The sequence below is a fragment of the Pseudomonas sp. P7548 genome (assembly GCF_013386585.1).
Lineage (GTDB): Bacteria > Pseudomonadota > Gammaproteobacteria > Pseudomonadales > Pseudomonadaceae > Aquipseudomonas.
Window position 1 is genome coordinate 23,418 of record NZ_JACARO010000008.1, and the last position, 19,520, is coordinate 42,937.

Consider the following 19,520-nt stretch of genomic DNA (forward strand, 5'->3'; position numbering starts at 1 on the left):
ACCGCACTCGGAACAGGGGCTGATAAATCAGCAAGTTAGCCTGACGAGGCTGCGCTCATGGCTCGATCGCATACCGCGTTGCCGGTATTGGCGAGCTGCTTTTCGCGAACCTATTCGCCGACAGCCAGGAATGGCATGTGGCGCGTGTGGCGAGTTTTGCGTGCCCAGATTCGAGCGTCAGAAGTTCATAGCCAAGGCGCTGTGACGAGTCATAGCCCGCTATGGCGAGGAACAGCAACGCAGGATATGAGCTTCTGGCGCCGAAGATGGGCGCGCAAAACTCGCCACACGCGCCACCTAGCTCGGGAATGTGTTCGCCGACAAAAGAAAAAAGGAGTCCGCCTGTGGCTATTCGCTATGGCAAAGGGCTGATAGGAGGCGTGGTTGTCGTCGCGCTCCTGGCCCTGCTGGTCCACTGGATCGGCATCAACACGATCGAACTGTACCGCGACGATTTGTTGTTTTACCTGCAAGCTCACCTGATCCTCGTTCTTGTCTCCATGCTGGCTGCCCTCGTTGTAGGGATCCCCGCCGGTATCCTGCTCAGCCGACCGAACATGGTCGGGCGCGCAGAACGCTTCATGCAGATCTTCAACATCGGCAACACCGTCCCTCCCCTGGCCGTACTGGCCATCGCCCTCGGCGTCCTCGGCATCGGCAGTGGCCCGGCCATCTTCGCGCTGTTCCTCGCCTCCCTCCTGCCCATCGTGCGCAACACCTACGAAGGCCTGAAAAACGTCCAGGGCTCCCTCAAAGAAGCCGCCACCGGCATCGGCATGACGCCGCGCCAGGTGCTGTTTCGCGTGGAACTGCCCAACGCCGTGCCGATCATCATCGGCGGTGTGCGCGTGGCCCTGGCGATCAACGTGGGTACCGCCCCCCTGGCGTTCCTGATTGGCGCCAACAGCCTGGGCAGCCTGATCTTCCCCGGCATCGCCCTGAACAATCAGCCGCAATTGCTGCTCGGCGCCGCGTGTACCGCGTTGCTGGCCTTGCTGCTCGACGGTCTGGTGACCCTGGCCAGCCGCCTCTGGCTGGAACGCGGGCTGCGGGCGTCTTAAGGAATCGACATGAAAAAACTGACCTTGATACTGAGCTGCGTCCTGCTGTGTGCAGGCTTTGCGCAAGCCGCTGAAAAACCGCTGATCCGCATCGGCGCCCGGGTGTTCACCGAACAGACCCTGCTGGCCGAAATCACCTCCCAGTACCTGCGTACCAAAGGCTACGACACCCGCGTGACCGGCGGCCTGGGCAGCAACCTGGCGCGCAGTGCCCAGGAAAGCGGGCAGCTGGATTTGATCTGGGAATACACCGGCGTGTCGCTGGTGGCCTACAACCATGTCGACGAGAAACTCGACAGTGAACAGTCTTACGCCCGAGTGAAAGAACTCGACGCGAAAAAAGGCCTGGTCTGGCTCTCTCCGTCGCGCTTCAGCAACACCTACGCCCTGGCGCTGCCGGAGAAGGTTGCCGAAGAGCATCCTGAAATCAGCAGCATCAGCGACCTGACGAAGGCCATGGCGGAAAACACCAAAGAAAACCGCCTGGTGGCGCTGGACACCGAGTTCGCCAACCGTTCCGACGGCCTGGCGGGCATGGTCAAGCTGTACGACATGAACCTGACCCGCAAGAACACCCGGCAGATGGACGCTGGCCTGGTCTACACCGCGCTGCGTAATGGCCAAGTGTTTGCTGGCTTGGTCTACACCACCGACGGTCGCCTGAACGCGTTCAAATTGAAGTTGCTGGAAGACGATAAGCACTACTTCCCGGACTACACCGCCGCGCCCGTGGTGCGTCAGGTGTATCTCGACGCCCACCCGGAATTGGCCGCCGACCTCAAGCCGCTGGCCGCGCTGTTCGATGACGAAACCATGCGTCAGTTGAACGCCCGGGTCGACGTCGACCACGAAAGCCCCTCCGCCGTGGCCGCCGATTTCCTGCGCCAGCATCCGATCAACTAACGAGGAGAAGACATGGAATTCCTGAACGCCTTTTCCCATCTTGATTGGGCCCAAGTCCTGCACCTGACCGGGCAGCACATCACCCTGGTCGGCATTGCCGTGATCCTCGCGATCCTCATCGGCGTGCCCCTGGGCATCCTGATGACGCGCTTCCCGACCTTGGCCGGGCCACTGCAAGCCAGCGCGACGGTGCTGCTGACCGTGCCGTCCATCGCCCTGTTCGGCCTGCTGCTGCCGTTCTACTCCAAGTTCGGCCAGGGCCTGGGGCCGATGCCGGCGATCACCGCCGTGTTCCTCTACTCCTTGTTGCCCATCATGCGTAACACCTACCTGGCCCTCACCGGCGTGGAACCGGGCATTCGCGAAGCCGCACGCGGCATCGGCATGACCTTCGGCCAGCGCCTGCGCATGGTCGAGCTGCCGATTGCCGTGCCGGTGATCCTCGCCGGTGTGCGCACCGCCGTGGTGATGAACATCGGCGTGATGACCATCGCCGCCACCATCGGCGCCGGTGGCCTGGGTGTACTGATTCTGGCTTCCATCAGCCGCAGCGACATGTCGATGCTGATCGTCGGCGCCGTGCTGGTCAGTCTCCTGGCCATCTTCGCCGACCTGCTCCTGCAATGGCTGCAACGCTCGCTGACTCCAAAAGGATTGCTCAAATGATCGAACTTCAAAACCTGTCCAAGACCTTTCAAAGCAACGGCAAAACCATCACCGCCGTCAACGATGTCAGCCTGACCGTCAACGAAGGCGAAATTTGCGTGTTCCTGGGGCCTTCGGGCTGCGGCAAGAGCACCACGCTGAAAATGATCAACCGCCTGATCAAGCCGACCTCGGGCAAGATCTTGATCAACGGCGAAGACACTACCGACCTGGACGAGGTGACCCTGCGTCGCAACATCGGCTACGTGATCCAGCAGATCGGCCTGTTCCCGAACATGACCATCGAGGAAAACATCGTGGTGGTGCCCAAGCTGCTGGGCTGGGACAAACAGAAATGCCACGACCGCGCCCGCGAGCTGATGAGCATGATCAAGCTGGAGCCCAAGCAGTACCTGCACCGCTACCCGCGTGAACTGTCGGGCGGCCAGCAACAGCGTATCGGCGTAATCCGCGCGCTGGCGGCCGATGCGCCGTTGTTGCTGATGGATGAGCCGTTCGGCGCAGTCGACCCGATCAACCGCGAGATGATCCAGAACGAATTCTTCGAGATGCAGCGCGCGCTGAACAAGACCGTGATCATGGTCAGCCACGACATCGACGAAGCCATCAAGCTGGGCGACAAGATTGCGATCTTCCGCGCCGGCAAGCTGCTGCAGATCGACCACCCGGACACGCTGCTGGCGCACCCGGCCGACGAGTTCGTCAGCAACTTCGTGGGCCAGGACAGTACCCTCAAGCGCCTGCTGCTGGTGAAGGCCGAAGACGCGGCGGATAACGCACCGTCGGTGAGCCCTGAGACGCCGGTGGCCGATGCCCTGGAACTGATGGATGAGCATGACCGCCGCTATGTGGTGGTCACGTGCGCAGAGAACAAGGCGCTGGGGTACGTAAGACGTCGCGACCTGCACCGTCAGACCGGCACCTGCGGCCAGTACCTGCGTGAGTTCAACGCCACGGCGGCGTATGACGAGCATTTGCGCATCCTGCTGTCGCGCATGTACGAGTTCAATCGCTCGTGGTTGCCGGTGATGGATGCTGAGCGGGTGTTCCTCGGTGAGGTGACGCAGGAGTCGATTGCCGAGTATTTGAGTTCTGGTAAGTCCCGTGGGGGCAAGACCAGTATTGTGTCGCCTGCTGAGACGGCCCTCGCCTGACCTGAAACCACGCGGTCAAAAATGTGGGAGCGGGCTTGCTCGCGAAAGCGAAGTGTCAGTCACTGAATATGTTGACTGATACACCGCTTTCGCGAGCAAGCCCGCTCCCACATTGGGTCTGTGGTGTATCAGGGAAATCCCATCGATTTACCCCATTCGGGGAACATCAATCCGTCACACCGGTCGGTTACATAAGTAGCTGCACGGGTTCCCGCGACGAACGCGTGCAAAAACGCGACATTTTTAGTTGATCTATGGCCCCTCACGTCCTAAAGTTCGCGCCGAACGTCCATGCTGGAAACGATCCATCCGGCTCAAGTACTGACGACGAGACAGCAAGGCCAAGGGAAGCGGTTGATCCCATGGCCTTTTTGCTTTCGGCGACATGCCTTGGGAAGTAGGCGAACCAAAGTGGGGATACGGAGGACGTTCATTTGCACCCATTGATCAATCTAGTTTGCCCTTAGGAGTTCCCAGCATGTCGATTAACGTCGAAGATTATTTCGCGCGCGCCACTTTTGACAAAATGAAGGCGTTCGCCGACACGCAAGAAACCCCGTTCGTGGTGATCGACACCGCGATGATCAGCCAGGCCTACGATGACCTGCGCGCCGGTTTCGAATTCGCCAAGGTCTATTACGCGGTCAAGGCCAACCCGGCCGTCGAGATCATCGACCTGTTGAAAGACAAAGGTTCGAGCTTCGACATCGCCTCGATCTACGAGCTGGACAAAGTACTGGGCCGTGGCGTCAGCCCGGACCGTATCAGCTACGGCAACACCATCAAGAAATCCAAGGACATCCGCTACTTCTTCGAGAAGGGCGTGCGCCTGTTCTCCACCGACTCCGAAGCCGACCTGCGCAACATCGCCAAGGCCGCGCCGGGCTCGAAAGTGTATGTGCGTATCCTCACCGAAGGCTCGACCACCGCTGACTGGCCTCTGTCGCGCAAATTCGGCTGCCAGACCGACATGGCCATGGACCTGCTGATCCTGGCCCGTGACCTGGGCCTGGTGCCTTACGGCATCTCCTTCCACGTGGGTTCGCAGCAGCGCGACATCAGCGTGTGGGACGCGGCGATCGCCAAGGTCAAAGTGATCTTCGAGCGCCTGAAAGAAGAAGACGGCATCCACCTGAAGCTGATCAACATGGGCGGTGGCTTCCCGGCCAACTACATCACCCGCACCAACAGCCTGGAAACCTACGCTGAAGAAATCATCCGCTTCCTCAAGGAAGACTTCGGCGACGACCTGCCGGAAATCATCCTGGAGCCAGGCCGTTCGTTGATCGCCAACGCCGGTATCCTGGTGAGCGAAGTGGTGCTGGTCGCGCGTAAATCCCGCACAGCAGTAGAACGTTGGGTGTACACGGATGTGGGCAAGTTCTCCGGCCTGATCGAAACCATGGACGAAGCCATCAAGTTCCCGATCTGGACCGAGAAGAAAGGCGAGATGGAAGAAGTGGTCATCGCCGGCCCAACCTGCGACAGCGCCGACATCATGTACGAGAACTACAAGTACGGCCTGCCGCTGAACCTGGCCATTGGTGACCGTCTGTACTGGTTGTCGACCGGTGCGTACACCACCAGCTACAGCGCAGTTGAATTCAACGGCTTCCCGCCGCTGAAATCCTTCTACGTCTGATCGTGTAAAAGCCGGCTCCCTGTGGCGAGGGAGCTTGCTCCCGCTGGAGTGCGCAGCACTCCCAGAAATCTTCGGGCCGCTACGCATCCCGACGGGAGCTTGCTCCCTCGCCACAGCCGGCGCCTACAGGTTTAGGTGTACAGCGCGTTCTTTGTAGGCCTCGGCCATCGCCCTAATCTGCGGATCATTCGCCGCTTCCAACGCCTTTTGCGCCGTACGCAAAAACTTCAGATTCCCGCCCGCCAACGCCTCTCGCAGCCACTCCAACGCCGCATCGATCTGGCCTCTGTCCGCCAGCACCGCCGCATAACTGAACTGCCCGCGAAAATCGCCGCCTTCGGCTGAACGTCGATACCACGCCTCGGCAGCGTCCAGATCCCTTGGGCAACTTTGCCCGTCTTCCAGATAACGCCCCAACAGGTTCATCGACTTGGCGTGCCCCTGCTCCGCGGCCTGGCGATAAAGCGCCAACGCCTGTTGCTGATCCTCGGCGACACCGCGCCCGGTCGCGAGCAAATTGGCAAGGTTGTATTGCGCCCAATCCAGGCCCGCCTCGGCCGCTTGCTGATACGCCCGAGCGGCCGCCGCTTCGTCGGCGGCGCAGCCCCAGCCATGTTCCAGGCAACGACCGGCCATGTTGCGCGCCATCAGGTGGCCGCCCTGTGCCGCGATCTGGAACCAGCGCAGTGCCAAGGCTTCATCCCGCGCAATGCCACGGCCTTCCAGCAGGATTTGCCCGAGCAGCGCCTGGGCGTCCACCACGCCCTCCTTTGCCGCCACCAGGATCGCCTGGGCCGCACGGACCGGGGAGTCGTCGAGCATCGATTGCAGTTGCTCGACGTTGAGCACTTCTTCACGGCGTAATAAAAAGCCCATGTCAGACCTCGACCCAGCGGCGCAGCAGGTTGTGGTAGGTGCCGGTGAGCTGGATCAGGGCCGGGTGGTCGGGCACATCGCGGGACAGTTGCTGGATCGCGCCGTCCATTTCAAACAGCAAGGTGCGCTGGCTGTCTTCGCGCACCAGGCTTTGGGTCCAGAAGAACGAGGCGTAGCGCGCACCACGGGTCACGGCATTGACTTTGTGCAGGCTGGAGCCCGGGTACAGCACCATGTCGCCGGCTGGCAGCTTGACGCGCTGCAGGCCGAAGGTGTCCTGGATCTCCAGTTCGCCGCCGTCGTATTCGTCGGGGTCGCTGAAGAACAACGTGGAGGACAGGTCGGTGCGCACCCGCTCGTGGCTGCCCCGGGCCTGGCGTACAGCGTTGTCGATATGGAAGTCGAAGCTGCCACCGGCGGTGTAACAGTTGAGCAAGGGCGGGAAGACCTTGTGCGGTAACGCCGCTGACATAAACAGCGGGTTTTTCCACAGCCGCTCAAGCATCGCCGCGCCGATTTCCTTGGCCAGCGGGTGGCCTTCGGGCAGTTGCAGGTTGTGTTTGGCTTTGGCGGATTGGTGCCCGGCGGTGATTTTACCGTCGGCCCATTCGGTGGTTTCCAGGGCCTGGCGAATGCGCTGCACTTCCTCACGAGAGAACAGGCCGGGTATGTGCAGCAGCATGGGACAGTACCTGAAATCAGAGAGGCGCTAATGGTATTGATTCTTATCCGCCCTGTAAAACACAGCTGACGAACGAGTTCGTAAAAACCGTAAGCAAAAAGTGTAAAGAATGTAAATTCAGTGCAATTAGCAATGTATCGCAATTGATAGAAATACTTGTTCACCCTATATTCCGCGGCCTCACATCCTTGGGGAAAGGACACGTCATGCCGCGCACTACTCTAAAAACACCTGCCAGTTCACCACGCATGCTGGCCTCGGCCATCGGCGTTGCCCTCAGCGCCAGCTCTGCCGCCCAATTGGCGCAAGCGGCTGAAGACACCGAACAAAAAGGCGAGCGCAACAGCATCTCCCTCGGCGCCACCAGCATTACCGGCCAGGAGCAGGACAACACCTCCTACCAAGTGGAAAAAGCCTCATCGCAGAAGTACACCGCCCCGCTGGTGGACACCCCGCGCTCCGTCACCGTGGTGCCACAACAAGTGCTCAAAGACACCGCCGCCACCTCATTGCAGGATGCCTTGCGCACGGTGCCGGGCATCACGTTCGGCGCCGGTGAAGGCGGCAACCCTCAAGGCGATCGCCCGTTCATCCGTGGTTTCGACGCGCAGGGCGACACCTACCTGGACGGCGTGCGAGACACCGGTGGCCAGAGCCGTGAGATCTTCGACATCGAATCGATCGAAGTCAGCAAAGGCCCCAACTCCTCGTTCGGCGGGCGTGGCTCGGCCGGCGGCAGCATCAACCTGGTGAGCAAGACGCCACAAGCGCGGGACTTCACCAACGGCGGCTTCACCTACGGTTCCGACCAGACCCGCCGCTACGTGCTCGACGTGAACCGCCAGTTCCTCGACGACAGCGCCGCGTTCCGCCTGAACCTGATGAGCCACGAGCAAAACGTCGCCGGCCGCGACGCAATCGACTACGACCGTTGGGGCGTGGCCCCGTCGCTGACCTTTGGCCTGGGCACCCCGACCCGCGTCAACCTCAGCTACTACCACATGGAAAGCAATGACCTGCCCGACTCCGGGATCCCGTATGGCTACAGCAGCAGCGCCTCAAACGCCGCCCACGTCCACGACAAACCCACCGACGGTGGCGACAGCAACAACTTCTACGGTTTGAAAAGCCGTGACTTCCGCAAGACCCGCGCCGACATCAGCACGTTCTCCATCGAGCACGACCTGAACGACAACATGACGCTGAAAAACACCCTGCGCCATGGCAGTACAGGCCAGGACTACGTGCTCACCCAGCCGGACGACAGCCAGCACAACGTCAACCAGTTCGGCACCGTGTGGCGTCGTGCCAATACCCGCGTTTCCACCACCACGACCACCACCAACCAGACCGACCTGTTTGGCAGCTTCCAGGCCCTCGGCTTCAAGCACAGCTATTCCACCGGCCTGGAATTCACCGGTGAAGAAACCCGTGTCAGCGGCTACACCGTCAGCCCCAACACCAACCCGTCGTGCACCGTCATCAAGGGCTCTGCAAACGGCCAGTGCACCTCCTTGAGCAACCCGACCCCCGACGACGCCTGGACCGGCTCCATCGCACGCAACTATATGGGCACCAACACCAAGGCCACCAGCCGTGCCGCCTACGTGTTCGACACCATCGAACTGGACCCGAAATGGTTGCTGAACGTCGGCCTGCGCTACGACACCTTCGACACCGAAGCCAACACCAACGCCGTGCCGACCTCCACCGTCAAGGCGCGCAGCAAGGTCAAGGACGACAGCCAGTTCTTCAACTGGCAGGCGGGCCTGGTCTGGAAGCCGCTGGATAACGGCAGCATCTACACCTCCTACGCGACGTCGGCTTCGCCGGCCGGTGGCCTGGTGGGCGAAGGCGTGGACAGCAACGCGATCCCGACCGGCATCAACACCAGCGACCTGAAGCCGGAAGAAACCGTCAACTACGAGCTGGGCACCAAGTGGGACCTGTTCCACAACCGCCTGTCCCTGTCGGCTGCGGTGTTCCGCACCGAGAAGAAAAACACGCGCATCCTGGTGGACTCCAACACCTACGAGACCGCAGGCGAATCGCGAGTGGACGGCCTGGAACTGTCGGCCAGCGGCAAGATCACCGATCAATGGCAAGTGTTCGCCGGCTACAGCTACCTGAAAGCCGAACTGGTTGACCCAGGCAAGAACGGCAACCGCACGGGTGCCGTCGTCGCGGGCTCCAACAAAGGCAACCAGATGCCTAACACGCCAGAAAACTCATTCAGCCTGTGGACCACGTATGACGTGACACCAAAACTGACCATCGGTGGTGGCGCGTTCTACGTCGATCAGGTCTATGGCGACCCGGCCAACACAGTGTACGTGCCGTCCTACACCCGCTACGACGCCATGGCCAGCTACAAGTTGACCAAGAACGTCGACCTGCAATTGAACGTACAGAACTTGACCGACAAGACCTATTACGACAAAGCCTACGCGGCCCACTTCGCCAACCAGGCAGCCGGTCGCACCGCACTGTTGTCCACCAGCTTCCACTTCTAAACGCGGGCAACAAACGCGCAAAAGCCCCACGCATCGGATGCGTGGGGCTTTTGCGTGTTAAACAGAATATTTCTCGATAACCCACGGCATAATGCGCGCCGTGACAACAATATCCAGATGAGCGAGGCGGTCCGACGTGTTGAAGAAAACCCTGTTCCAGTTGCACTGGTTCTTCGGCATCACTGCCGGGCTGGTGCTGGCGTTGATGGGGATCACCGGGGCTGCGGTCTCGTTTCAGGATGAAATACTGCTGGCGCTCAACCCGACCGTGTTGAGTGTGCAAAAGCGCGAAGCCGGCGTACTGCCGCCTGCGGAGTTGGTGCGCAAGCTCGAAGCCACCGAAGGCAAGACCGTGTCGATGCTGTGGGTCGAAAGCGAAAGCGGCCACGCCGCGCGCGTGTTCTTCACCCCGCCAGCCGGTGAGCGTCGCGGCCAGATGCGCTACTTCGACCCCTACACCGGCGACTACATGGGCGACGCCGTCGGCCAGGACGTGTTCGGCTTTATCTTGCAGTTGCACCGCTTCCTCGTCATGGGGGATACCGGCCGCCAGATCACCGGTGCCTGCACACTGATCCTGGTGTTCTTCTGCCTGTCGGGCCTGTACCTGCGCTGGCCGCGCCAAGTGACAAGCTGGCGCGCCTGGCTGACCCTGGACTGGCGCAAAAAAGGCCGCAGTTTCAATTGGGACCTGCACTCGGTATTCGGCACCTGGTGCCTGCTGGCCTATCTGTTGGCCGCACTGACCGGCCTGTATTGGTCCTACGATTGGTACAACCAAGGCGTGACGAAGCTCTTGTCGGACGCGCCACAAAATGAACGCATGCGCAAACGCGGTCCTCCGCCCGCAGGCCCGGCGCCGGTGGCCAACTACGACGCCATCTGGAGCAGCATCTACAGCAATGCCGGCCCTGGCTTGAGCGCCTACAACATCCGCATGCCAGCGGTCGCCGGCCAGCCGGCCACCGTCTACTACCTGCTCAAAGACTCGCCCCATGACCGGGCGCTGAACCAGATCAACCTCGACCCGGCCAGCGGCGAGGTCAAATCCCACGACCGCTACGCCAGCAAGTCCCTGGGCTCCCGACTGCTGACCAGCGTCTATGCGCTGCACACCGGCAGCTACTTCGGTTTGATTGGGCGCATCATCCTCACCATCAGCGCGCTGTGCATGCCGCTGTTCTTCATTACCGGCTGGCTGCTCTACCTCGACCGCCGCCGCAAAAAGCGCCAGGTCCGCGATGCCCGCCAAGGCCTCGTCGCCAACAGCAGCGATGCGCCAGCCTGGTTGATCGGCTTCGCCAGCCAGAGCGGCTTTGCCGAGCAACTGGCCTGGCAGACCGCCGGGCAATTGCAGGCCGCCGGGCTACCGGTGAAGGTGCAGCCGTTGGGCAGCGTCAGCCGCGACGACCTGAGCCAGTCGCACCATGCGCTGTTCGTGGTCAGCACCTTCGGCGACGGCGAAGCCCCCGACAGCGCCCGTGGTTTCGAACGCAGCGTGCTCGGCCAGGACCTGTCCCTCAAGGGCCTGAACTACTCGGTACTGGCCCTGGGTGATCGCCAGTACGAACACTTCTGCGGCTTCGCCCGACGCCTGCATTTCTGGCTGACCCACCAAGGCGGCAACGCGTTGTTTGCGCCGGTGGAAGTCGACAGCGGCGACGCCGACGCCCTGCTCACCTGGCAACAGCAACTGGGCCAACTCACCGGCCAGGCGCCCGCCGTGACCTGGCAAGCGGCGCCGTTCGAAAACTGGTCACTGAGCCAGCGCACGCTGCTCAACCGCGACAGTGTGGGTTCGGTCATCTACTTGCTGGGCCTCACACCGCCGTCGCCGCAAAACTGGTTGGCGGGTGACCTGGTGGAAGTCCTGCCACGCAACTGCCCGTGGGCCATCGAACACTTCCTCGAAGGCCTCGGCCTGGCGGGCGGTGACGGTGTGGTGATCGACGGGCTGGCGCAGTCCCTCAACCAGGCATTGGCGACCCGGCAACTGCCAGAGAACCGCACCCATCTGGTCGGCCTGCATGCCCAGGCGCTGGTAAACGCGCTGGTGCCATTGGGCATGCGCGAATACTCCATCGCCTCGATTGCCAGCGACGGCGTGCTGGAGCTGATCGTGCGCCAGGAACGTCACCCCGACGGCAGCCTGGGCGTAGGGTCGGGCTGGCTGACGGAACACGCCGCGATCGGTTCGGGCATCAGCCTGCGCCTGCGCCGCAACAGTGGCTTCCACCTGCCAGAAGCACCGGTGCCGCTGATTCTACTGGGTAACGGCACTGGCCTGGCGGGCCTGCGCAGCTTGCTCAAGGCGCGCATCGCTGAGGGCCATACACGCAACTGGCTGCTGTTTGGCGAACGCAATATCAAGCACGACTTCCTGTGCCAGGACGAACTGCAAGGCTGGCTGGCCAGCGGTGACCTGGCGCTGCTGGACCTGGCGTTTTCTCGCGACCAGGAAGAAAAAATCTACGTGCAGGACCGCCTGCGCGAGTCGGCTGATGTGTTGCGCAAATGGATTGCCGACGGCGCCGCGATTTATGTGTGTGGCAGTCTGGAGGGGATGGCAACCGGCGTTGACCGGGCGCTGGTGGACATCCTGGGGAGCGAGGCGGTGGAGCGGTTGATCGAGCAAGGCCGTTATCGGCGCGACGTCTACTAAGGACTCCCGGACGAAGACGTTCAAATGTGGGAGCTGGCTTGTCTGCGATAGCGATGGTGAATTCACTATCGTCATCGCAGGCAAGCCAGCTCCCACCGTTTTGATCGTATTCCAAGTCAGGTGGGTTGCAGTTTTTGTTCGAACACCGAGACCCCATCCAGATCCCGCAATATCACGGTCAACTCCGCCGTCTGCCCATCAATCTGCACCTCGCCGAAAAACTGGAACCCGGCAAACGGTGAACTGTTCTGCACCGCAGGCGCTTTCTGGAACACCACCTCGGGCCCGAAGGTTTTATCCAGCACATTCGGCCCGAAACTCCCGGCGTTCAACGGCCCGGCGACAAACTCCCAGAACGGTTCAAAATCCTGGAAGGCCGCACGATCCGGGTGGTAATGGTGGGCCGCGCAGTAATGCACATCCGCCGTCAGCCACACGTGATTGCGCACGTTTTGTGCCCTTAAAAAGCCCAACAGTTCGGCCATTTCCAACTCACGCCCTTGGGGTGCACCCGGGTCGTTATTGGCGATGGCTTCCCAGCGCGGCACGCCCGGGCTGACCTCGCCGTCGGGCACGCCGAGGCCGATGGGCATGTCGGCGGCGATGACTTTCCACTGCGCCTGGGAGCCCTTGAGTTCGCGCTTGAGCCACTCCAATTGCTCACGCCCCATGAAGGGTTTTTCGCCGCCCAGGTTGTCATCGTTGGGCCCGCGATAGCTGCGCATGTCCAGCACGAACACATCCAGCAGCGGGCCATAGCTGAGCTTGCGGTAAATGCGCCCGCCACCGTCGGCGGCCTGCCGGCGCATGGGGGAATATTCCAGCCAGGCCTGGCGCGCACGGCCGACCAGGGTGTTGATGTCCTTGGTCTGGTAGCGCTCGTCCAGTTGCTTGCTCGGCGACCAGTTGTTGACCACCTCATGGTCGTCCCACTGCCAGATCTGCGGCACCTCGGCGTTGAAGCGGCGCACGTTTTCGTCCATCAGGTTGTAGCGATAATTGCCGCGATACTCATCGAGGGTCTCAGCGACCTTGCTCTTGGCTTCGGTAGTGATATTGCGCCAGATGCGCCCGCCTTCCGTGGTGAGCTGCGCGGGCACCGGGCCGTCGGCGTAGATGGTGTCGCCGCTGTGGATAAAGAAGTCCGGCAGACGCAGGCGCATGGCTTCGTAGATGCGCATGCCACCGATATCCGGGTTAATGCCAAAGCCTTGGCCGACGGTGTCGCCGCTCCACACAAAGCGGATGTCGCGACGCTGCTGCGGCACGCTGCGCAGGTGGCCGAACCAGGGTTCGCTGGCGACACCGGTCTGGGCGTCTTCGAAGTGCACGCGATAGAAAATCGCCTGGTCGGCGGGCAAGCCGGTGAGTTCGACACGGGCGGTAAAGTCGGTGCGGGTGTCGGCCAGGGGCGAGATGAACCTGCGCGGGTTGCTGAACACGCTGCGGGTGTCCCACTCCACCACCATCCGCGCCGGGCGGTCGCTGCGGCTCCAGATCATGGCGCGGTCGCCCAGCAGGTCGCCGGACTGCACACCGTCGGTGAGTTGCGGCCGGTCTTTCACCGAAGCGATCACCGCCGGCGCCAGGCCCGGCAGCAACAGGCCAGCGCCGACGGCTTGCATCACGCGGCGGCGGCCGAGGTCGAAGTGGCTCATGCAGGTTCCCTCTTGAGCGTCAAAAGGAAACTAAACCACGCGGGGATGAAAACCAGATGACACTTGTAGGAGCCCGCTTGCCGGCGATGGCGGCTAATCAAACAACACTGATGTTGAATGTCAGTCAGTCATCGCAGGCAAGCCAGCTCCCACATTTTTAGACCGTGACCAACAGTGGTTCTGCGTCCGGGCGCTTGATCAGCGCATACACCAAACCGGTCAGCAGGCTACCGGCGACAATCGCCAGCAGGTACAGCAGCGCATGGTTCATCGCATTCGGGATGACCAGCACGAATAACCCACCGTGGGGCGCCGCCAGCTTGCAGCCAAAATACATCGACAAGGCGCCGGTCAACGCGCCACCGGCGATGCTGGCCGGGATCACCCGCAACGGGTCCTTGGCCGCAAACGGGATCGCACCCTCGGAGATAAAACACAGCCCGAGAATCATCGCCGCCTTGCCCGCTTCGCGCTCAGTCTGGGCAAACTTGCGTCGCGCCAGGAACGTGGCGATGCCCATGCCGATCGGTGGCACCATGCCTGCGGCCATTGTCGCGGCCATCGGTGCACCGCTCTGTGCCGCCAGCAGGCCGACGGAAAACGCATAGGCCGCCTTGTTGATCGGGCCGCCCAGGTCGACACACATCATGCCGCCCAACAGGATGCCCAGCAGCACTGCGTTGGTGGTGCCCATGGTGCTGAGGAAATCCGTCAGCCCCGTGAGCATGCGCGCCACCGGTGGGCCCACCAGGTAGATCATCGCGAGGCCAGTGAACAGGCTCGCCAGCAACGGAATGATCAGGATCGGCTTGAGCGCCTCCAGGCTCTGGGGCAATTGCACCGCACGGGTGATCAACTTGACGCAGTAACCGGCCAGGAAACCGGCGAGGATGCCACCGATAAACCCGGCCCCCAACGTCCCCGCCAGCAGCCCGCCGATCATGCCGGGGGCAATGCCTGGGCGGTCGGCAATCGAGTAGGCGATGTAGCCTGCCAGCAACGGCACCATCAGCATGAACGCGCGATCACCCACGGTTTTCAGCGCCGCCGCGAGCGTGCCTTCCTGTTCGAAGGCGTGAATACCGAACACGAACGACAACGCGATCAACAAACCGCCCGCCACCACCATCGGCAACATGAACGACACGCCGGTGAGCAGGTGTTTGTACACACCGGTTTTTTCCGACTTGGCCACCGCTGCACTGCCGGTGCTTTCCACCGCGCCTTCGGCCAACGCTTTTTTCAGCGTCGCTTCGGATTGCTTGAGGGCGATGCCCGTGCCGCAACGGTAAATTTTCTTACCGGCAAACCGCTCGGTGGCCACCTCGATGTCCGCCGCCAACAGCACCACGTCGGCGTCGGTAATCGCTTGCGCGCTCAACGGTGTGCGCGCACCCACCGAACCCTGGGTCTCGACCTGCAGGTCGTAGCCCAGGCGCTTGGCGGCTTGCTGCAAGGCTTCGGCGGCCATGAAGGTGTGCGCCACCCCGGTCGGGCAGGCAGTGATCGCGACGATGCGCGGTGCGATCCTGGCGGTTGCTTCAGTGGCGACGTACACCTGCGCCTCTTCGGCGCCCCGCCGCAAGATCGCCTCGACGTCCGCCAGTGCCTGGGCCGGCGTGCTCTGGAACACGCGCTTGCCGACAAACCGCTGCATGTCCACCGGGGTGCTGCTGACCAGCAACACCCACTCGGCGGCGTCGAGGGTGGCCTGGGACAACTGGCGCTCGGGGCGCTGCCCATCCACCACTTCGACGCTGGTGCTCCAGCCTTGGCGTTGCGCGGCAGCGTCCAACAAGCGGGCGCACAGCACACTGGTGACCATGCCGTTCGGGCAGGCGGTAACAATGGCTAACTTCATCACAAACCCTCTTATTGTTCTGTGAGCGCACGCACGTGGACGCCGCTTTCGAGACGCGCCAACTGCGCGTCATCGTTGATGCCGAAACCGATCTGCGTCACCGCCATTGCGGCAATGGCCGTGGCGCGGCGCAAGGTCTGCTCGGGCGCTTCGCCAGCGAGCAAGCCGTGAAGCATCCCGGCCAACAACGAATCGCCCGCGCCCACGGTACTCGCGACCGTGACCTTTGGTGGCGTGGCATGCAGCGCGGTCTGCGGGCTGTACCAGGTCACGCCCGCCGCACCATCGGAGACCACCACATGCTCCACGCCCTGCTGATGCAGACGATGGATAGCGCCTGTGGCATTGCCAAGAACCTCGGCCAGTTCTTCGGTGTTGGGCTTGACCAGCCACGGGCCCGCCTGCAAGCCGGTGCGCAAGGCTTCGCCACTGGTGTCCAGGGCAACTTTCAACCCCAGGCTTTTCAGTTGTTCGAGCATTTCTTGAAACCATTGCGGACTGACGCCGCGCGGCAAGCTGCCGGCCACCACCACGGCATCGAATTCCGGGCCGATGATCGCGATCATCTTGAGCAATTCCTTTTGCGCCCGCTCACTCACCAGCGGCCCCGGCGCATTGATGTCGGTAACGCGCCCCTCCCGCTCGGCAATCTTGATATTGCTGCGTGTCTCACCCGGCACACGAATAAACGCATCGCCAAACCCACGACGGGCAATCAACGCGTCGAAAGCCTGGGGGTTTTCCTCACCGAGAAAGCCGCCCACGCTCACCTGATGGCCTAGATCGGCCAGCACCTGCGCCACGTTCACGCCCTTGCCGGCGGCATGGGTCAGCAGGGTTTCGCTGCGATTGACTTCACCCGGTTCCAGGTGTGCCAAGCGGACAGTAAGGTCCAACGCCGGGTTCAGCGTCAGGGTCAAAATCCTTGCCATTTACACGGCCTCCACAAGGGCACGCACGTCGGCGGGCGAACCCGCAGCCAGTGCCTTTTGTGCCAGGCCCTGGGCCTCGCTCAGACTGAATTCACGTACCCGCGCCTTCACTTCAGGAATGCTGCGGGCCGACACACTCAACTCATCCACCCCCAGGCCCACCAGCACCGGCACCGCCAACGGGTCTGCCGCCAGCTCGCCACACACCCCCACCCATTTGCCATGGGCGTGGGCGGCCCGCACGGTGATGTCGATCAGTTGCAACACCGCCGGGTGCAGGCCATCGGCCTGGGCGGACAAGGTCGGGTGGCCACGGTCGATGGCCAGGGTGTATTGGGTCAGGTCGTTGGTGCCGACGCTGAAAAAGTCGACTTCCTTGGCCAGCACCGGAGCAAGCAAGGCGGCGGACGGCACTTCGATCATGATGCCCAGTTGCAGGTCGGCCACCGGGATTTCCAGGCGCAGGCGCTCGGTCATGTCACGGGCTGCGCGCCACTCGTCCACGCTGCCAACCATGGGGAACATGATACGTAGTGGGCGGTTGTCGGCCGAGCGCAGCAGCGCACGCAATTGCGCTTCCATGATCTGGGGACGCTGCAAGGTCAGGCGAATGCCACGCACGCCGAGGAACGGGTTTTCCTCCTGGGCGATGGGCCAGTAAGGCAGCGGCTTGTCACCGCCGACGTCGAGGGTGCGCACCACCAACGGGCGACCGTCAAGGCCGTCGAGTACGCGGCGGTACTCGGCTTCCTGGGTGGCTTCATCCGGTGCTTGCGGGTGGGCCATGAAAATCAGCTCGGTGCGCAGCAGGCCGATCCCTTCGGCGCCCTGCTCCACGGCACTGGCGACGCCGGCGCTTTCGCCGATGTTGGCGAATACTTCCACGGCGTGGCCGTCGCGGGTCATGGCCGGCTCATGGCGTTGGGCCGAAGCGGCTTGCAAGCGTTGTTCGCGGGTATCGCGCTCGACGGTGGCGCGTTGCAGGGTCGCGGCGTCGGCGTCCACGTGCAGGCGACCGCGTTGGCCATCGAGCAATAAGGGAGTACCGGGAGCCAGCAGCAATACCGCAGAACCTGCGCCCACCAAAGCAGGAATGCCCAGGGCACGCGCAACAATGGCGCTGTGGGCCGTGGCGCCGCCACGGGCCGTGAGGATGCCGGCCACACGGGCCGGGTCCAGGCGCGCAACATCGGACGGGCCGACTTCATCCATCACCAGGATGTAGGGCTGGCTGGGCTCCCGGACGCTTTCGACACCGCACAATTGCGCCAACACACGCCGACCGATGTCACGCAGGTCGGCGGCACGCTCGGCGAGCAAGGCATCCTGCAGCGACTCCTGCTGTTTGGCGGCGGCCTCGATCACGCTCATCCAGGCGGCTTCGGCGCTTTCACCCTGCTTGAGACGAGTGTCGACTTCGTCGGTGAGTTCCGGGTCGTCGAGCATCTCTTGGTGCGTGATGAAAATTTCGCGGATGGCTTTGGCTGGGCTGCGTTCGATCAGCCCCTGAATGTCACGGCGCACGTCGGCCAGCGCGTCTTGCAGGCGCTGACGCTCAATGGAGGAAGACTCGCCGCGCAACGGGTAATCGAACACCTGCTGGACCTGGACGTGCGCCGGGCCGATGGCAATGCCCGGCGCGGCGGCGATCGCCTGAATCTGGCTGCCGGACACTGGGGCGCTGATCACGGGCTCGCTATCAACGGTTGCAGGCTGCGCGCTGGCCGTCGGCAACGGCTCGACCTCTTCACCCAACCCCGCTTCAACCGCTGCCAACAGGGCGGGCAACGCATCACCGGCAATCGAGGGTTCGGCAACAAATTCCAGCACCTGGCCGCGACGTGCGCCGAGGCTGAGCAACTTGCTCAGGCTTTTCACCGACACGGCGCCCACCGGGCCATCGATGACGCGCACCCGCAAATCACCGTCAAAATGCTTCGCCAACTGCGCCAGCACCTTCGCCGGCCGAGCATGCAGGCCGTGGGCGTTGGCCAGGGTAATGCGCGCGCTGGGCCAATCGGCAGGCAGCTCGCCCCCGAGTACTTCGAGCACGGCACGGCTGCTGGTGGCGCGGCCCAGTTCCTGGCCGCGACCTTCAATCAGCAAGGCGCACAGGCGTTCAAGCAACGCTTGGTGTGCCTCGCCGAGGCTGGCCAGGCAGAACAACCCATTAAGGGGCTGGCCGAGGTAACGCATGGGTTTGTCGGGGGTGACGAAGGCAAGGCCAGGGCGCTTCACCGTCTGTTCGCTGTGCAGCCACCAGAGGCCGTCCCCCAGGGGCAGGGCGTCGACTTGCTGCAAGACGGCGGCAAAACCATTGCTCACACAATCGGCCTGGCGCAGCAGGCGTGCGCCGCGCCACACCAGTTCTTCGAAATCATCGGCGGACACGCCCAGGCTGATCATCTGTGCATCCAGCGCCAGTTCCTGTGGCGCGCCTTGCAGCAGTTTCAGCAAGGCTTCGGCGGAACCGGCGCGACGCAGCGCCTGGCCCAGGTCGGTTTCACCGAGGGCGCGGGTAAGCAGTTGCAGCAGGCGCAGGTGTTCGTCGGATTTGGCGGCAATGCCGATGGCCAGGTAGACGATCTGGCCGTCACCCCAGTCCACCCCTTCGGGGAACTGAAGCAGGCGCACGCCGGTGGAGAACACCTGGTCGCGGGTTTCGGGGGTACCGTGGGGAATGGCGATGCCTTGGCCGAGAAAGGTCGAGCCTTGGGCTTCACGGGCCTGCAACCCGCTGAGGTAACCCTCGGCGACCAGGCCGTCGGCCACCAGTTTGTCAGCGAGCAGGTGCAAGGCAGCAGATTTATCCACAGCCAGCTGGCCCATGGAAATCTGCTCTACAGTGAGCTCAAGCATGCTGTTCTCCTAGTTAGTGCGAGGGGTGCACTAGGTATTGTTTTGAATAAA

13 protein-coding genes are annotated in these 19,520 nt (G+C 62.6%); 7 read left to right on the plus strand and 6 right to left on the minus strand.

Annotated features, from left to right (window positions below):
- Nucleotides 1-308 precede the first annotated feature (308 nt).
- From HX803_RS03880 to HX803_RS03900, 5 genes are all read left to right on the plus strand, one after another.
- Nucleotides 309-1,061: an ABC transporter permease gene (locus tag HX803_RS03880; protein WP_256349799.1), complete on the plus strand. Its 753-nt coding sequence runs from the start codon at nt 309-311 to the stop codon at nt 1,059-1,061.
- 9 nt (nt 1,062-1,070) lie between these two features.
- Nucleotides 1,071-1,964 (plus strand): glycine betaine ABC transporter substrate-binding protein, encoded by an 894-nt coding sequence (locus HX803_RS03885; protein ID WP_178919107.1) that lies wholly within the window; start codon nt 1,071-1,073, stop codon nt 1,962-1,964.
- Nucleotides 1,965-1,976: 12 nt separating this feature from the next.
- Complete coding sequence (locus tag HX803_RS03890) at nt 1,977-2,630, plus strand: ABC transporter permease (protein WP_016971596.1); 654 nt, start codon at nt 1,977-1,979, stop codon at nt 2,628-2,630.
- Nucleotides 2,627-3,784, plus strand: coding sequence for a betaine/proline/choline family ABC transporter ATP-binding protein (locus HX803_RS03895; RefSeq protein WP_135307767.1), 1,158 nt, complete (start codon nt 2,627-2,629; stop codon nt 3,782-3,784). The genes HX803_RS03890 and HX803_RS03895 overlap by 4 nt, the downstream gene beginning before the upstream one ends.
- 478 nt (nt 3,785-4,262) lie before the next feature.
- Entirely contained in the window at nt 4,263-5,426 is a 1,164-nt protein-coding gene (locus tag HX803_RS03900) for a type III PLP-dependent enzyme (RefSeq protein WP_176995125.1), read from the plus strand.
- A gap of 123 nt (nt 5,427-5,549) precedes the next feature.
- Here HX803_RS03900 and HX803_RS03905 read toward each other — a convergent pair whose 3' ends face one another.
- Both HX803_RS03905 and HX803_RS03910 read right to left on the minus strand, forming a co-directional pair.
- Nucleotides 5,550-6,302 carry a tetratricopeptide repeat protein gene (locus tag HX803_RS03905; protein ID WP_178919109.1) on the minus strand — a complete coding sequence of 251 codons (753 nt, stop codon included), beginning with the start codon at nt 6,300-6,302 and terminating at the stop codon, nt 5,550-5,552.
- A 1-nt stretch (nt 6,303) separates the two neighbouring features.
- The gene (locus HX803_RS03910) at nt 6,304-6,984 is read right to left on the minus strand and encodes a Fe2+-dependent dioxygenase (protein ID WP_176995127.1); all 681 of its coding nucleotides are present in this window, start codon (nt 6,982-6,984) and stop codon (nt 6,304-6,306) included.
- A 206-nt stretch (nt 6,985-7,190) separates the two neighbouring features.
- Here HX803_RS03910 and HX803_RS03915 point away from each other — a divergent pair, with 206 nt between their 5' ends.
- Together HX803_RS03915 and HX803_RS03920 are read left to right on the plus strand one after the other, a co-directional pair.
- Nucleotides 7,191-9,497 carry a TonB-dependent siderophore receptor gene (locus HX803_RS03915; RefSeq protein ID WP_178919111.1) on the plus strand — a complete coding sequence of 769 codons (2,307 nt, stop codon included), beginning with the start codon at nt 7,191-7,193 and terminating at the stop codon, nt 9,495-9,497.
- Between the two features lie 136 nt (nt 9,498-9,633).
- Nucleotides 9,634-12,159, plus strand: a complete 2,526-nt coding sequence (locus HX803_RS03920; RefSeq protein WP_178919113.1) for a sulfite reductase flavoprotein subunit alpha — start codon at nt 9,634-9,636, stop codon at nt 12,157-12,159.
- A gap of 116 nt (nt 12,160-12,275) precedes the next feature.
- Here HX803_RS03920 and HX803_RS03925 read toward each other — a convergent pair whose 3' ends face one another.
- The 4 genes from HX803_RS03925 to ptsP all read right to left on the minus strand — a co-directional run bounded on the left by HX803_RS03925 (nt 12,276) and on the right by ptsP (nt 19,469).
- The gene (locus HX803_RS03925; protein ID WP_178919115.1) at nt 12,276-13,817 is read right to left on the minus strand and encodes an alkaline phosphatase; all 1,542 of its coding nucleotides are present in this window, start codon (nt 13,815-13,817) and stop codon (nt 12,276-12,278) included.
- Nucleotides 13,818-13,974: 157 nt separating this feature from the next.
- Nucleotides 13,975-15,678: a PTS fructose-like transporter subunit IIB gene (locus HX803_RS03930; protein WP_178919117.1), complete on the minus strand. Its 1,704-nt coding sequence runs from the start codon at nt 15,676-15,678 to the stop codon at nt 13,975-13,977.
- An 11-nt stretch (nt 15,679-15,689) separates the two neighbouring features.
- Nucleotides 15,690-16,610 (minus strand): 1-phosphofructokinase, encoded by a 921-nt coding sequence (gene pfkB, locus HX803_RS03935; protein WP_178919119.1) that lies wholly within the window; start codon nt 16,608-16,610, stop codon nt 15,690-15,692.
- Nucleotides 16,611-19,469, minus strand: coding sequence for a phosphoenolpyruvate--protein phosphotransferase (gene ptsP, locus HX803_RS03940; RefSeq protein ID WP_178919121.1), 2,859 nt, complete (start codon nt 19,467-19,469; stop codon nt 16,611-16,613).
- Between the last annotated feature and the right edge of the window lie 51 nt (nt 19,470-19,520).

Bases quoted from the DNA above. Each gene is read 5' to 3' on its own strand.
- HX803_RS03895 (WP_135307767.1), top strand. From the start codon at position 2,627: ATGATCGAACTTCAAAACCTGTCCAAGACCTTTCAAAGCAACGGCAAA.
- HX803_RS03880 (WP_256349799.1), top strand. From the start codon at position 309: ATGTGTTCGCCGACAAAAGAAAAAAGGAGTCCGCCTGTGGCTATTCGC.
- ptsP (WP_178919121.1), bottom strand. From the start codon at position 19,469: ATGCTTGAGCTCACTGTAGAGCAGATTTCCATGGGCCAGCTGGCTGTG.
- HX803_RS03910 (WP_176995127.1), bottom strand. From the start codon at position 6,984: ATGCTGCTGCACATACCCGGCCTGTTCTCTCGTGAGGAAGTGCAGCGC.
- HX803_RS03905 (WP_178919109.1), bottom strand. From the start codon at position 6,302: ATGGGCTTTTTATTACGCCGTGAAGAAGTGCTCAACGTCGAGCAACTG.
- HX803_RS03900 (WP_176995125.1), top strand. From the start codon at position 4,263: ATGTCGATTAACGTCGAAGATTATTTCGCGCGCGCCACTTTTGACAAA.
- HX803_RS03885 (WP_178919107.1), top strand. From the start codon at position 1,071: ATGAAAAAACTGACCTTGATACTGAGCTGCGTCCTGCTGTGTGCAGGC.
- HX803_RS03925 (WP_178919115.1), bottom strand. From the start codon at position 13,817: ATGAGCCACTTCGACCTCGGCCGCCGCCGCGTGATGCAAGCCGTCGGC.
- pfkB (WP_178919119.1), bottom strand. From the start codon at position 16,610: ATGGCAAGGATTTTGACCCTGACGCTGAACCCGGCGTTGGACCTTACT.
- HX803_RS03890 (WP_016971596.1), top strand. From the start codon at position 1,977: ATGGAATTCCTGAACGCCTTTTCCCATCTTGATTGGGCCCAAGTCCTG.
- HX803_RS03930 (WP_178919117.1), bottom strand. From the start codon at position 15,678: ATGAAGTTAGCCATTGTTACCGCCTGCCCGAACGGCATGGTCACCAGT.
- HX803_RS03915 (WP_178919111.1), top strand. From the start codon at position 7,191: ATGCCGCGCACTACTCTAAAAACACCTGCCAGTTCACCACGCATGCTG.